This window comes from Thomasclavelia spiroformis DSM 1552, from assembly GCF_025149465.1.
In the GTDB taxonomy this organism is placed as follows: Bacteria; Bacillota_I; Bacilli_A; order Erysipelotrichales; family Coprobacillaceae; genus Thomasclavelia; species Thomasclavelia spiroformis.
This window is the reverse complement of sequence record NZ_CP102275.1, coordinates 205,237-219,744: the sequence shown is the minus strand read 5'-3', so window position 1 is coordinate 219,744 and position 14,508 is coordinate 205,237. Positions and strand designations below refer to the sequence as shown.

The window sequence follows — 14,508 nt, the reverse complement described above, 5'->3', positions numbered from 1 at the left end:
TTTATTCAAGCTAAAAAAGTGTAGTCTTGAAACTACATCTGTCAAGGTATATAATAAACTATGTTAGTTATATCTATAGTTAAAGTATACGACAGTCTTTGGCCTGACATGTCGCTTGTATTTTCTGCCAGGGCGGATCGGCAGGATCTCTTTAGCTATCAGATGCTCTACAGGTGGATTCTTTCCACCTTTTTTTCTTAAAAACTCTCTGATGATATGTACAGATCTTGTGAAATTAACCTGATATGTATATTTAATCTTGTCCTTTTTAGGGATTTTTATTTCCTGAACAATCCTTTGACAAAAATTATACATAAGCATACGTGCATAGATTTCCTGCTGTATCAGTTCTCTTTTTTTGGCATGCAGTGCATTGAGTCCAATGGCATACTTGAGTTCTCGAAATGAAGTTTCCTCTCCCCATCTCATATCGTATATTTCACTGATTTCTTCCATTAAGAATTCCTCTCTGCTCAGATTGGTAATGACAGTTTCATAGGTGTTTTCGGTAATTTTGAATCTCACGACTCTGCAGTTGAACTCATACCAAGGATTTTGCTTGTTCATAAAATCAAATCTCATATTCTTAGGGACAAATTTATATATATCAGGACAAGCTTTCGTCATTTTTGTTTGTTTCAAGGTCAGCATTCTAGACACATCAACATCAAATTCACCATCAGGAAATGGACCAAGTGATTTTGTGATACTTGATTGAGATTCGATATCCCTGACACGAATCAAATATTTATGTCCTGAGTGTACAACATGTTCAAAACCATTGTAGGATTCATAGCCTCTATCGGCAATGAAGATGGCCTTTTGACCATCATATCTGTCAACAAGCTGACAGAAGGCACCATGTTCATCCCTTTTAGCTTCGCCCTGTATGATAATGTCATCATAGGTACGTTCCATCAGATCATAACTCGCATTTAAGTGATAGGCAGAAAAAGGCTTTGCAAGAGTGCCATGTCTTAATACCGTTGTTTCATCATCAAAGATGGTATTATCAATAGGCAGTTCACTGCCATCGATGGCCAATAGCCTATAGCCATGATATAACTTTTTCTTGAATGTCTTTTTGTTGAAGCCATCAAACAAAGTCCTGAATGCTTCAGGCTTAATCTTGCTTCTGGCCTGAACAAAGGCAGAAGCAGAAGGTGTAGCAATAGAAAAGTCATTGAATTTAAGAAGCTCATCCTTGATAGGAGAAGCACCCATACAAAGGACAATCTTCATGGTTGTTTCAAAGTCAAGCTTTCTGTTTCTGGTGAAATCAGTATCAGGATTGACACAGAAGATAGAGCAGACATCAAAAAGATTTTTGATATTGTGAAAAAGAACGTTTTTAAGATGTTTATAGTTATTCATGTTCAAGTACCTCCAACATATACCTATAAACAATAGGCCTATTATCAATAGAAAATTGATAATAGGCCGCACACTATCATTGTAATGTCAATACTTTTCTTTTTTAAAAATGATAAAAAATCTCATAAAAAAGAGAGGGTATATTTGCAATATAACCCTCGAATGCCATTAAAACCTTAACTTAATGACATTGAATTTAATTAGCTTTTTTCTGTACGATAAATAGTGAATTTAACATCAATTGTAACATTTAAATTTTGTAATGTTTCTAAAACATGACGTTTTTCTTTTTTGATATGGTAATAATGTGGTGTCATTTTAAGAAGATTTAAAGCATCTTCACGATTATCGATTTTTATTTGTTGTACAAGATCATAACTTTCCACTTTTTCTAAATCTAGTCTAATATATTTATCACTCTTAACTTTAATTTCATCATAAATTAAATGCTTGATTTCAATTAAATGATTAGGATTAGCAGTAACGTGGATTACATAGCCACCAGGTTTTAATGTTCTTTTTAATTCATCAAGATTAACTACGGTAAATAATGCAGTAATAAAATCTAAAGAATGATCAATGATTGGTAAATTTTTACTATTACCAACTAACCAATATACTTCTTTTGTATATTTAGTTGCCATATTTATTGCTTCTTTTGAAATATCTAAGCCATAAATATTATCTTTCTTAAATGCTTCTTTTAAACTTTTTGTATAATATCCTTCACCACAACCTAAATCTAGAATATCTAAAGAGTTATTATTACGATATTTTTTAATACAATTAATTACATTTTCTAGGATGATATCATAATAACCTTTTGTTAGATATGCTTTTCTTGCAATAAGACTTTCTTTACTATCACCTGGGTTATTTGTTGCTTTATCAGGATTTAAAAGTAAATTTAGATATTTACTTTTAGCAATATCATAACAATGATTATTTTCACATTTATATGAATTATTTACTTGTACGATTGGTTTATGACATTTTGGACATGCTAATTTATGCATAATTTCACCTCGAAGCTATTATAACATAAATATAAAATATGGTATAATATTATCTTGAAAGAGATAATATTAATATAAAATATGGTATAATATTATCTTGAAAGAGATAATATTAATATAAAATTAGTTTTTTATTTATGATATGTAATTTTAAGGCGGATAAGGAGATGTTTATGGAGATAAAGATAGAACCGGCTAAAAAAGAAGATGCCAGAAGACTACTTGACATTTATACACCTTACATTTTAAATACTGCAATTACATTTGAATATACTATTCCTACAGTAGAAGAGTTTGAACAAAGAATTGAAAATACGCTAATTAAATATCCGTATCTAGTGGCTAAAAAAGATGATTTAATTGTAGGGTATGCTTATACCTCAGCATTTAAAAATCGAGCAGCATATGATTGGGCTGTTGAAACATCTATTTATATTGATATGAACTATCGTGGCTTAGGAATTGGTAAATTGTTGTATGATGAATTAGAAAAGATAACTAAGTTACAAAATATTTTAAATATGAATGCTTGTATTGCTATTCCTGATGAGGGAAGTGTTATTTTTCATAAGAAAATGGGTTATTTAGAAGTTGCTTATTTTCATCAATGTGGTTATAAGTTTGATAAGTGGTATGATATGATATGGATGGAAAAAATAGTTGGAGAACATACTTTAAATCCACCTAAAGTTATCCCTTTTTCATTATTAGATTATTTTAATTAGGAGGTAAAGATGGTTTTTTTTAGAAAGAAGAAACAAGTTGATTTAGATGAGTTATTTAAAGCAAAATACAAAGAGATTAATGAAATTGTTGCAAGTGGGCAACGAGAAATGGATTTTGAAATCCAAATTTCACAATTTGAACTAGCTTATCATAAATATGATGAGTTATTGGAATTGATTGATCAAGGTGTTGATTATGATCGTCAACATTTTGAAATGTTAAAGCAAGATTTAAAGAAACAGATTGATTTGTTAAAGGGATTGAATTATGAAGATTAAAGCATATCATAAAAGTTTTGAATATACTTATACTTTAGGGGTGTTTGAAACCATTGAGTTATTAAAAAATAAGCCTGATTTAGTATTAAGAGTATATATTAAAAGTAATTCTTATAAAAATAAAGGTATTGGTATTATTGATGATTTATGTAAAAGAAATAAGATTGATTTGATTGAAAGTGATAATACTATTAATAAGTTATCTAAAAAAGATAATTGTTTTGCGATTGCGATTATTAAAAAATACAGTATGGAATTAAAAAATACTAATCATGTTGTATTAGTAAATCCAGGTGATATGGGAAATATGGGAACAATTATTAGAACAATGCTTGGGTTTGGATATAATGATTTAGCGATTATTAGACCTGGAGTAGATGTATTTGATCCTAAGGTTGTTAGAGCATCAATGGGAGCGATATTTAATATTAATTTTGAATATTTTGATACTTTTGATGATTATTTACATAAATATCCTAATAGAGATATTTATCCATTAATGTTAAAAGGGGCAAAAAATATTCATTTAATTGAGCCTGATGATAAAAATTATTCTTTGGTTTTTGGTAATGAAAGCAGTGGATTACCAGATGAGTTTTTAAATTATGGACAAAGTATTTTTATCCCGCATAGTGATAAAATTGATTCATTAAATTTGTCGATGGCTTTGGGGATAACATTGTATCATTTTTCTAAAGATATATTTAAATCAAAGCAAGTTTTAAGATAGTAAAACAAAGTAATCGCTTACTATGAGTAAAATTAAAGAAAATAGACAAAAATCTAAATGATACTATGGAAATTTGATTTAAATAATAGTATTATATATGTGATAAAAGAAAAGGAGAAATATTATGGGATTAGTATCAGCAACAGAAATGTTAAATAAAGCAAAAGAAGGACATTATGCAGTTGGTCAATTTAACATTAATAACTTAGAATGGACAAAATCTATTCTTTTAACTGCAGAAGAATTAAAGGCACCAGTAATTTTAGGAGTATCTGAAGGTGCTGCTAAATATATGACTGGATTTAAAACTGTTTCAGCTATGGTAGCTGCAATGGTTGATTCTTTAGGAATTACTGTACCAGTAGCTTTACACTTAGATCATGGTAGCTATGATGGAGCTAAAGCTGCATTAGAAGCAGGATTCTCTTCAATCATGTTTGATGGGTCTCATTATTCAATTGAAGAAAACTTAGAAAAAACTAAAGAAATGGTTGAATTATGCCATGCAAAAGGTGTTTCTATTGAAGCTGAAGTTGGATCTATCGGTGGAGAAGAAGATGGTGTTATTGGTAAAGGTGAAGTTGCCGATCCAAAAGAATGTAGAATGATTGCTGATTTAGGAGTTGACTTCTTAGCAGCAGGTATCGGAAATATTCATGGTAAATATCCTGAAAATTGGGCAGGTTTAGATTTTGATGCATTAGATGCAATTCAACAAGAAACTGGAAAATTACCTTTAGTATTACATGGTGGAACTGGAATTCCTGAAGAAATGATTAAAAAAGCTATTAATTTAGGTGTTTCTAAAATCAATGTAAATACTGAATGTCAATTATATTTCCAAGAAGCTACAAGAAAATATATTGAAGCTGGAAAAGATTTAGAAGGTAAAGGATTCGATCCTCGTAAATTATTAGCTCCTGGAGCAGAAGCAATTAAACAATGTGTTAAAGAAAAAATGGAAATCTTTGGATGCATTGGTAAAGCATAATTAAATTATTATTTAAGGAATCTCGATTAGAGATTCTTTTTTTCTTTATAAAGTATTTGTTTATTCTACAAAATATTTAAATAATTAGTGTATATATTAATAAAGTGATGATATTAATAAATCCTGTAATACTTTTATAACTATAATTATGTGAAATTATAAAAAATATTTTACTATTTTAATTGTTTAAAAATACAAATTTAGGTTGTTTTTAACAATAAATTAATATATAGTAGTAGCAGAGATTAAAAATAGAAGGAGGACTAAGATGAGTGAAGTAATTGCTATTGAGGGTGGAAATAAATTAAATGGAACTGTAGTTATAAGTGGTGCAAAGAATGCAACGGTTGCACTTATACCCGCAATTGTCTTAGCAGATAGTCCTGTAACTGTATATGGTGTGCCAAATATTTCTGATGTTGATGCATTAGGAGTGTTATTAAAAGAATTAAATTGTAAGGTTGAAAAAAATGAAGATATATTAGTAGTTGATCCTACTAATTTAGAAAATATACCATTAGTAGGTGAAGCAGTTGATAAATTAAGAGCTTCTTATTATTTTATGGGAGCATTATTAGGTAAATGCAAAAAAGTTACGATGAAGATGCCAGGTGGTTGTTTTTTAGGCCCACGTCCTATAGATTTACATATTAAAGGATTTGAGGCTTTAGGCGCTAAAGTTGATTATAGTAATGATGGAACATATACGATAGAAGCTAAGCGATTAGTAGGAAATAAAATATATTTAGATTTTGCTTCAGTAGGAGCGACAATTAATATTTTACTTGCTGCTGTTAAAGCTGAAGGTAAAACAACAATTGAAAATGCTGCTAAAGAACCAGAAATAATTGATGTAGTAAACTTACTTACAAAAATGGGAGCAAAAATTCGTGGAGCTGGTACGGATACTATTACAATTGAAGGTGTTGAAAAATTAAATGGTTGTAATCACGAAATAATTCCCGATCGTATTGAAGCCGGAACATTTTTGATAATTGCTGCAGCTGCTGGTGAAAAAGTAATTGTGCAAAATGTTATTCCTCAACATTTAGAAGCTGTAACATCTAAATTAAAAGAAATTGGTGTTAAAATGGATATTGTTGGTGATAGTATAATTGTTCATGGCGGAATAGAAAATTTAAAGCCAGTTGATATAAGAACGCAAGTATATCCAGGCTTTGCAACAGATTTACAACAACCTCTAACTACTTTATTGACACAGTGTCAAGGTGAATCACAAGTTGTTGAAACAATTTATCCAGAACGTTTTGGACATTGTTATCAGTTAAATTCAATGGGAGCTAATATTATTCAAGAAGAAGCGATGTGTTTTGTAAATGGGCCAACTCCATTGCACGGTACAAGAGTTTATGCAACTGATTTAAGATGTGGTGCTGCTTTGATCGTTGCAGGATTAATGGCAAAAGGAGTTACAGAAATTGGTAATGTTTATCATATTGATCGTGGATATGATAATATTGATCATAAACTTGTTTCTTTAGGAGCAGTTATTACTCGTCGTCAAGTTGAGGATTAGTATTTAATGTAAATATTTATAAAAATAGTGATACTTTTGGTTAAGTGTCACTTTTTTTGTGTTGATTTTTACTAATGATTGTAAAATTTTACTAATAATTTAATGATATAATAAAAGCAAGGAGGAGGAAAAATGAAAAAGATAGGGAAAATTTTTTTGTCTACCTTATTATGTTCGAGCATGCTTGTAGTACCAAACTATAAAGTAATGGCTCAAGAAAATGGTAGAATCACAAATATTAGCGCTAGTGGTAAAAGCAGTAGTAATCATGAAGCTAATTTGGCAATTGATGGAAATAAGGATACTTATTATATGACGCCAGCTTCTAATACGATGCAAGATCATTATCGTAATATTGATTTAAATTTAGATGGGATATATGAACTTTCTAAAATTGTTATTTATAACAACGAAGGCTCATATAATCATTATCAGATTTATACATCTAGTGATGGTGTTAATTATGATAAAGTTGCTTATAAATCTGATGATAAAATGGCTAGCGATACAGGGGATGAATATACTTTAGATGTCAATGCTAGTCATGTAAGAATTAATTTAAGTTATAATTCAAATCAAATGGAAGGAAATTTGGCTGAAGTAGAATTATATGGCTCTAAAGTTGGCGAGTTAAATGATAAAATTGAAAAAATAGAAGTAGCTGATTTTAAAGATACAAAATGGGTCAAAGAGTATGAAAAATTTTCTACTGATGAAAATTATGCTAATGATAAAACAATTAAAGAAATGTCTGCTTTAGTTGGACGTGTTATTGGAGAAAAATGGCAAGATTCATTTGTATTTGAAATAAGAGAAGCAAATGATGGTAAAGATGTTTTTGAAATTGAAAATGGTGAAAATGGAAAAATCGTTATTCGTGGAAATGATGGAGTTTCGATGGCATCAGCTTTCAATTATTATTTAAGATATTATTGTAATGTTGATTATAATCCACTTTTTGCTTCGCAATTAAAGATGCCAGAAACATTACCGCAATTAAATAGTAAAATTGTAAAAGAGACACAGTACGATTATCGTTATGCTTTAAATTTCTGTACATATTCATATACAATGGCATTTTGGAATTGGGATGAATATGAGGCATTTTTAGATTGGGCAGCAATGTCTGGTATTAATACAATGTTAGATATTGTAGGGCAAGAAGAAGTAATTCGACGTACTTTAAGTGCATATGGATATAGCGATGAAGAAATAAAAGAATATATTGCAGGTCCTGGATATTTTGCATGGTTCTATATGCAAAATATGACTAGCTATGGTGGAAAATTACCTAATAATTGGTTTGAAGAACGTGTTGAATTAGCTAGAAAGATGCATGATAGAATGCAAACATATGGAATTACACCTGTATTAAGTGGCTTTTCAGGGCAAGTGCCAACTAATTTTAAAGATAAATACCAAGATGTACAATATGTAGCACAAGGTAGTTGGTGTGGTTATGAAAGACCTGATATGTTAAGAACATATGTTGATAATGGTGGAACAGATTATTTTTCACAAATGGCTGATGTTTTCTATAAAGCACAGCGTGATATCTTTGGTGATGTAACAAATATTTATGCAGTTGATCCATTCCATGAAGGTGGAAAAATTGGGGATATGAATTATACTAAAGTGTATGAAACAGTTCAAAAGAAAATGATGGAAAATGATGAAGATGCAATTTGGTTAATTCAAGAATGGTCAGGAAGTATAGCTAGTAATCCAAGTAAATTAATTAATTTGGATAAAGAACATGTAATTGTTTTAGATTTATTTTCTGAAGTAAGTCCAAGAAATTCAGCATTAGAAGCTGCTGATACACCATGGATTTGGAATATGCTTCATAACTTTGGGGGACGTATGGGATTAGATGCAAATCCTGAAAAAGTTTCACAAAATATTCCTAATACATATCAAAATAGTGAACATATGGTAGGAATTGGAATGACTCCAGAAGCAATTGAAAATTCACCAATGGCTTATGAATTACTTTGGGATATGACTTGGACAAAAGATCCAATTGATTTTCGTCAATGGTGCCAAGATTATGCTAAACGTATATATGGAGGAACTAACGAAGATATTGAAGAAGTTTGGAATATTTTATTAGATACTGGATATAATCGAAAAGATAATTACTATCAAGGAGCGCCTGAGTCAGTAATTAATGCTCGTCCAACAACAAACTTTACATCAGCTTCTTCTTGGGGACATAGTACAATTAATTATGATAAAGAAGAACTAGAACGCGCTGTTTATTTAATGGCAAAAAATTATGATGAGTTTAAAGATAGTCCAGCATTTATTTATGATTTATCTGATATTACTAGACAATTGATTTCTAATTCAGCTCAAGAATATCATAAAGCTATGGTAAATGCTTATCAAGCAGGGAATCTTAGTGAATTTGAAGTTTTATCTGATAAATTTTTAGAAATGATTTTATTACAAGATCAAATTTTATCAACTAATAGTGACTTTTTAGTTGGTAAATGGATAGAACAAGCAAGAACAATGATCGAAGATAGTGATGATTGGACAAAAGACTTATTTGAATTTAATGCCCGTGATTTAATTACAACATGGGGTGGTTTGAAAAATGCCAATGGTGGCGGTTTAAGAGATTATTCAAATCGTCAATGGGCTGGTCTTACAAAAGATTATTATTATCCAAGATGGCAAAAATGGATCAATGATGTTAAAGAAGCAATGAAAAATAACACTGCTGTTCCTTCTACTGATTGGTTTTTAATGGAATGGGAGTGGGCAAATTTAAAATCTGATGAAGGTAATGAATATAGTATTGAAGCTTCAAATTTGGCTTTAGATGAATTAGCAATGAAAGCTTATAATGAATATTCAATATCAAGCTTGGAAAATTTAGTGGGAAATGTTGAAGAAAAGGAAAATATTGCATTAGGAAAAAAAGTTAGTGCATCAATAAATAATGTACCTACTAATCCAACAGATAATTTAACAGATGGTAATAAAGAAACTACTTGGATAGGTGAAAGCAATGTTTCTAGTTTTGATTTAACAGTGGATTTAGAAGCTGAATCAAGTATTGATGGAATGGAAATATCATTAAAACAAATAGCAGGTGGTTTTCCATATACATATAAAGTAGAAGTTTTTAGTGAAAATCAATGGAATGTTGTTGCTCAAAATGATGATGGAGAAATAACAAGTCAAACATTAATAGATTATAAAGGGATTGCAAGTAAAGTAAGATTTACATTTAATACTACTGATACTTCAATTATTCCTGAAGTTGCTGAACTTGCAATTTATGGTAAAGTTGAAAAACAACCAAATTATAAAAATATTGCAGTAGGTGCACCAGTAACTACTCCAGAGGGAACAACTACAAAAATTACAGATGACGATCCTAGTACATTGTGGGTAAGAAATGGAGATAAGTATCCAGCATTATTAACATTGGATTTAGGTAAAGAAGAATATGTAGATGTTCTAGAATTATATTTTGAAAAACCTGGATTAAGATATCAATATGATGTTGTAATTGAAGATGGTAATGGAAACAAAACAACACTTCAAGATAAAAGTGATAATACTGAAGATTTAGCAGGAATGTATAGATTACCAGTAAATCAAAAAGTACAGAAAGTATATGTTAATTTAATGGCAAGAGCACCAGGAGGAGAATTCTATTTAGCATGGCCAGCTTTAGCTGAAATTAAGTTATTACAAGAAACTGAAATTGAATTTGAATATCAAAATATTGCTTATGGAAAACCAGGGCATGTAATTAATCAAAATTCATATGATAGTAGTAAATTAACTGATGGATCAACTACTGGTTTAGAAAATGTAGGACATGATGATTTCCCTACTACTTTCCAAGTTGATTTAGGTAGTGAACAGTTTATTGAAGAAGTAAAGATTTATTTTGAAAAACCAGGAATTAGATTTAAGTTTAAAGTTGAAGTAGAAGACTTAGCTGGAAATAAAACAGTAATTTTGGATAAAACAGATAATGTTGATGATTTAGATGCATCATATACTATTGATGCTAAAGTAAATGGTGCTAAGGTTAATGTAGTTATTGAGGGAAGAGCTCCTGGTGGTGAATTTTATTTAGCTTCACCAGCAATGACTGAAATAGAAGTTTTCGCTAAACCAGAAACAATTACTAATGATAGTAAAGTTAGTGGAAATATGTCTTTAACTGATGAACAAAAATCAGCATTAATTGATAATGATAATGCTACTAGTGTTGAATTTAATTCAAATGAAGAAAAAGAACTTATTTTTGAATTTGATAAATTAGTTGATATTTATGCTTATGAATTATATAAGTTAAGTGATGAAGCACTTCAATATAAAGTGGAATATTTATCAAGTGATAATAATTGGGAAGTTTTAAGTGATGAAAGTAATAATTTAGATAATAGTAGTAAATATGTAGGAGAGTTTGATGCCGTTTTAACAAATAAAGTATGTTTGACTATATTTAATAATAGTTGTAATATAAGCGGATTTAATGTATATCGTTATGATCCAACTATTGAATTAGAATCATATATTGGTAATATCGAAAATAAAGTATCTAAAGTTGAAATTGGTGAATACGCTGGAAATTATTCTTTAGAAGCTAAACAAGTATTAGATGATAAGATTTCTAAAACAAGAGAATTGATTGATAGTGATATTAATTCATTAGAAGTTAAACAACAGCAAGAGGAATTAAATAAGGCATATAATGAGTTTTTAAGATCATATATTAGCGTTGATCGAACTGCATTATTAGTAGAATTAACTGAAGTAAATGAATTATTAAAATTAGATAGCTTAAAAGATAATGTTTTATTAAATGAAGCTTATGTAAATGCTAAAAATGTTTATGATACATATAAAGTAACTCAAGTAGAATTAGATAATAGTACAAAGTTATTAAAAGAAGCAAAAGATGAAGCACTATTACTTATTTCTAAACAAGAAATTTATCAAGAACAATTAGCAATTGCAAAAGAATTAATTGAGACTACAGAAATCGGTGAATATAATGGAAATGTTAGTCAAGAAACAATGGATGTATTTAAAAATACAATTGATAACATTGAAAAGGGATATGCTGATGCAATTACTGCTGATGATGTAGAAGAGATTATTAATAGTTTAAAAGAAGCTATTGAAACATTTAATGATAATATTATTGTAGTTGATAAGACAGAATTAAAAGCTGTAATTGATGACGCGACTAATTTAAATGAAAATGACTATACTAAAGAATCATGGAATGCAATGCAAGAAGTATTGATGGAAGCAAAAACTGTTTTGGAAACTGAAAAAGTAACAAATAAACAAGTTGAAGATGCTAAAAATAATTTATTGAAAGCAATTGATGATTTAGTAAAAGTAAAGGTTGATAAAACAGCATTAAAGATTGCAGTAGACCTAGCTAATGCACTTACTGATGAAGATTTAGCTAATGTTGTACCAGTAGTAGCTAATGAATTCAAAGCAGCTAGAGATGAAGCAAATGCAGTTTATAACAATGTTAGTGCTACTCAAGATGAAGTAAACAATGCATTTGATAGACTTGCTAGTGCAATGCAAAAACTAGAATTTTTCAAAGGAGATAAAAAAGCATTAAAAGCATTTATTGATGATGTTACAGGATTAGATGCAACTAAATATACTCAAACTACATGGACAGCATTTAATGATGCATTAACAGCAGCAAATGATGTATATGGTGATGTAAATGCAATGCAAGAAGAAGTAAATGAAGCATATACTAATTTAGTAACAGCATTCTTGAACTTAAGATTAATTTCAGATAAGAGTCTATTAGAAGAATTAATCAATCAAGCAAATGGATTAAACGTAGCAAATTATACAAAAGAATCATTTGATGGATTAACAAAAGCATTAGATGAAGCAAAAGTAGTATTTGATAATCCAGATGCAACGCAAAAAGAAGTAGATAGTGCAAAAGATGTTCTAGCAAAAGCTCTTGCTGGATTACAAACAGTAACAACTGATAACACAGTAAAAACACCAGTAAATAAAAGTGATACTACTGTAAGTGTAAAAACAGGAGATGAAAGCTTAGCTGGAATGTTAGCAGGCCTTGCATTATTAAGCGTAGCTGGATATGCAGTATTAAGAAGAAAAGAAGATTAATAATTAATAAGAGATTTCTAAAATTACTATGTTTATAGTAGGTTATGAACAATGTCATTAAGTTAAGGTTTTAATGGCGCTTGAGAGGTATATGAAAATGTACCTCTCTTTTTTGTTTGAAATATTTATTGTTTTTTAAAGATAAGTATTGACATTACAGTGATAGTGTGCGGCCTATCATCAATTTTCTATTGATAATAGGCCTATTGTTTATAGGTATATGTTGGAGGTACTTGAACATGAATAGTTATAAACATCTTAAAAACGTTCTTTTTCACAATATCAAAAATCTTTCTGATGTCTGCTCTATCTTCTGTGTCAATCCTGATACTGATTTCACCAGAAACAGAATGCTTGACTTTGAAACAACCATGAAGATTGTCCTTTGTACGGGTGCTTCTCCTATCAAGGATGAGCTTCTTAAATTCAATGACTTTTCTATTACTACACCTTCTGCTTCTGCCTTTGTCCAGGCTAGAAGCAAGATTAAGCCTGAAGCATTCAGGACTTTGTTTGATGGCTTCAACAAAAAGACATTCAAGAAAAAGTTATATCATGGCTATAGGCTATTGGCCATTGATGGCAGTGAACTGCCTATTGATAATACCATCTTTGATGATGAAACAACGGTATTAAGACATGGCACTCTTGCAAAAACTTTTTCTGCCTATCACTTAAATGCGAGTTATGATCTGATGGAACGTACCTATGATGACATTATCATACAGGGCGAAGCTAAAAGGGATGAACATGGTGCCTTCTGTCAGCTTGTTGACAGATATGATGGTCAAAAGGCCATCTTCATTGCCGATAGAGGCTATGAATCCTACAATGGTTTTGAACACGTTGTACACTCAGGACATAAATATTTGATTCGTGTCAGGGATATCGAATCTCAATCAAGTATCACAAAATCACTTGGTCCGTTTCCTGATGGTGAATTTGATGTTGATGTGTCTAGAATGCTGACCTTGAAACAAACAAAAATGATAAAGGCTTGTCCTGATGTATATAAATTTGTACCTAAGAATATGAGATTTGATTTTATGAACAAGCAAAATCCTTGGTATGAGTTCAACTGCAGAGTCGTGAGACTCAAAATTACCGAAAACACCTATGAAACTGTCATTACCAATTTGAGCAGAAATGAGTTTTCAATGGAAGATATCTGCGAAATTTACAATATGAGATGGGGAGAGGAAACTTCATTTCGAGAACTCAAGTATGCCATTGGACTCAATGCACTGCATGCCAAAAAAAGAGAACTGATACAGCAGGAAATCTATGCACGCATGCTTATGTATAATTTCTGTCAAAGGATTGTACAGGAAATAAAAATCCCTAAAAAGGACAAGATTAAATATACATATCAGGTTAATTTCACAAGATCTGTACATATCATCAGAGAGTTTTTAAGAAAAAAAGGTGGAAAGAATCCACCTGTAGAGCATCTGATAGCTAAAGAGATCCTGCCGATCCGCCCTGGCAGAAAATACAAGCGACATGTCAGGCCAAAGACTGTCGTATACTTTAACTATAGATATAACTAACATAATTTATTATATACCTTGACAGATGTAGTTTCAAGACTACACTTTTTTAGCTTGAATAAATATTAAAAACCAGGAAAGATATATTTTCATATAATTCCTGGTTGAATATTGTCATCTTAACTTAATGACATTGAATTAAATTAGCTTTTT

General features: G+C 30.1%; 9 protein-coding genes. 7 read left to right on the top strand and 2 right to left on the bottom strand.

The features are described from left to right. Positions 1 to 63: 63 nt before the first annotated feature. Both NQ543_RS00935 and NQ543_RS00930 read right to left on the bottom strand, forming a co-directional pair. Positions 64 to 1,374, bottom strand: a complete 1,311-nt coding sequence (locus tag NQ543_RS00935; RefSeq protein WP_039904744.1) for an IS4 family transposase — start codon at positions 1,372 to 1,374, stop codon at positions 64 to 66. A 200-nt stretch (positions 1,375 to 1,574) separates the two neighbouring features. Next, on the bottom strand, positions 1,575 to 2,390 hold the full coding sequence (locus NQ543_RS00930) for a methyltransferase domain-containing protein (RefSeq protein ID WP_004610681.1): 816 nt from the start codon (positions 2,388 to 2,390) through the stop codon (positions 1,575 to 1,577). Between the two features lie 173 nt (positions 2,391 to 2,563). On the opposite strand from NQ543_RS00930, the gene NQ543_RS00925 reads away from it, so the two are divergent. From NQ543_RS00925 to NQ543_RS00895, 7 genes are all read left to right on the top strand, one after another. After that, on the top strand, positions 2,564 to 3,115 hold the full coding sequence (locus NQ543_RS00925; protein WP_204243907.1) for a GNAT family N-acetyltransferase: 552 nt from the start codon (positions 2,564 to 2,566) through the stop codon (positions 3,113 to 3,115). A 9-nt stretch (positions 3,116 to 3,124) separates the two neighbouring features. Further along, on the top strand, positions 3,125 to 3,394 hold the full coding sequence (locus NQ543_RS00920) for a hypothetical protein (protein WP_004610683.1): 270 nt from the start codon (positions 3,125 to 3,127) through the stop codon (positions 3,392 to 3,394). Then, on the top strand, positions 3,384 to 4,124 hold the full coding sequence (locus NQ543_RS00915) for a TrmH family RNA methyltransferase (protein ID WP_004610684.1): 741 nt from the start codon (positions 3,384 to 3,386) through the stop codon (positions 4,122 to 4,124). The genes NQ543_RS00920 and NQ543_RS00915 overlap by 11 nt, the downstream gene beginning before the upstream one ends. A 124-nt stretch (positions 4,125 to 4,248) precedes the next feature. Continuing rightward, positions 4,249 to 5,115, top strand: coding sequence for a class II fructose-1,6-bisphosphate aldolase (gene fba, locus NQ543_RS00910; protein ID WP_004610685.1), 867 nt, complete (start codon positions 4,249 to 4,251; stop codon positions 5,113 to 5,115). A gap of 268 nt (positions 5,116 to 5,383) precedes the next feature. Continuing rightward, positions 5,384 to 6,652 carry a UDP-N-acetylglucosamine 1-carboxyvinyltransferase gene (locus NQ543_RS00905; protein ID WP_004610686.1) on the top strand — a complete coding sequence of 423 codons (1,269 nt, stop codon included), beginning with the start codon at positions 5,384 to 5,386 and terminating at the stop codon, positions 6,650 to 6,652. Positions 6,653 to 6,784: 132 nt separating this feature from the next. Then, positions 6,785 to 12,805, top strand: coding sequence for an alpha-N-acetylglucosaminidase TIM-barrel domain-containing protein (locus NQ543_RS00900; protein ID WP_050752830.1), 6,021 nt, complete (start codon positions 6,785 to 6,787; stop codon positions 12,803 to 12,805). A gap of 239 nt (positions 12,806 to 13,044) precedes the next feature. Then, complete coding sequence (locus NQ543_RS00895) at positions 13,045 to 14,355, top strand: IS4 family transposase (RefSeq protein ID WP_039904749.1); 1,311 nt, start codon at positions 13,045 to 13,047, stop codon at positions 14,353 to 14,355. Positions 14,356 to 14,508: the final 153 nt, after the last annotated feature.

What these genes read in the sequence shown, in the direction of transcription:
- NQ543_RS00935 (WP_039904744.1), bottom strand. Translation starts at nt 1,374, where the DNA reads ATGAATAACTATAAACATCTTAAAAACGTTCTTTTTCACAATATCAAA.
- NQ543_RS00930 (WP_004610681.1), bottom strand. Translation starts at nt 2,390, where the DNA reads ATGCATAAATTAGCATGTCCAAAATGTCATAAACCAATCGTACAAGTA.
- NQ543_RS00925 (WP_204243907.1), top strand. Translation starts at nt 2,564, where the DNA reads ATGGAGATAAAGATAGAACCGGCTAAAAAAGAAGATGCCAGAAGACTA.
- NQ543_RS00920 (WP_004610683.1), top strand. Translation starts at nt 3,125, where the DNA reads ATGGTTTTTTTTAGAAAGAAGAAACAAGTTGATTTAGATGAGTTATTT.
- NQ543_RS00915 (WP_004610684.1), top strand. Translation starts at nt 3,384, where the DNA reads ATGAAGATTAAAGCATATCATAAAAGTTTTGAATATACTTATACTTTA.
- fba (WP_004610685.1), top strand. Translation starts at nt 4,249, where the DNA reads ATGGGATTAGTATCAGCAACAGAAATGTTAAATAAAGCAAAAGAAGGA.
- NQ543_RS00905 (WP_004610686.1), top strand. Translation starts at nt 5,384, where the DNA reads ATGAGTGAAGTAATTGCTATTGAGGGTGGAAATAAATTAAATGGAACT.
- NQ543_RS00900 (WP_050752830.1), top strand. Translation starts at nt 6,785, where the DNA reads ATGAAAAAGATAGGGAAAATTTTTTTGTCTACCTTATTATGTTCGAGC.
- NQ543_RS00895 (WP_039904749.1), top strand. Translation starts at nt 13,045, where the DNA reads ATGAATAGTTATAAACATCTTAAAAACGTTCTTTTTCACAATATCAAA.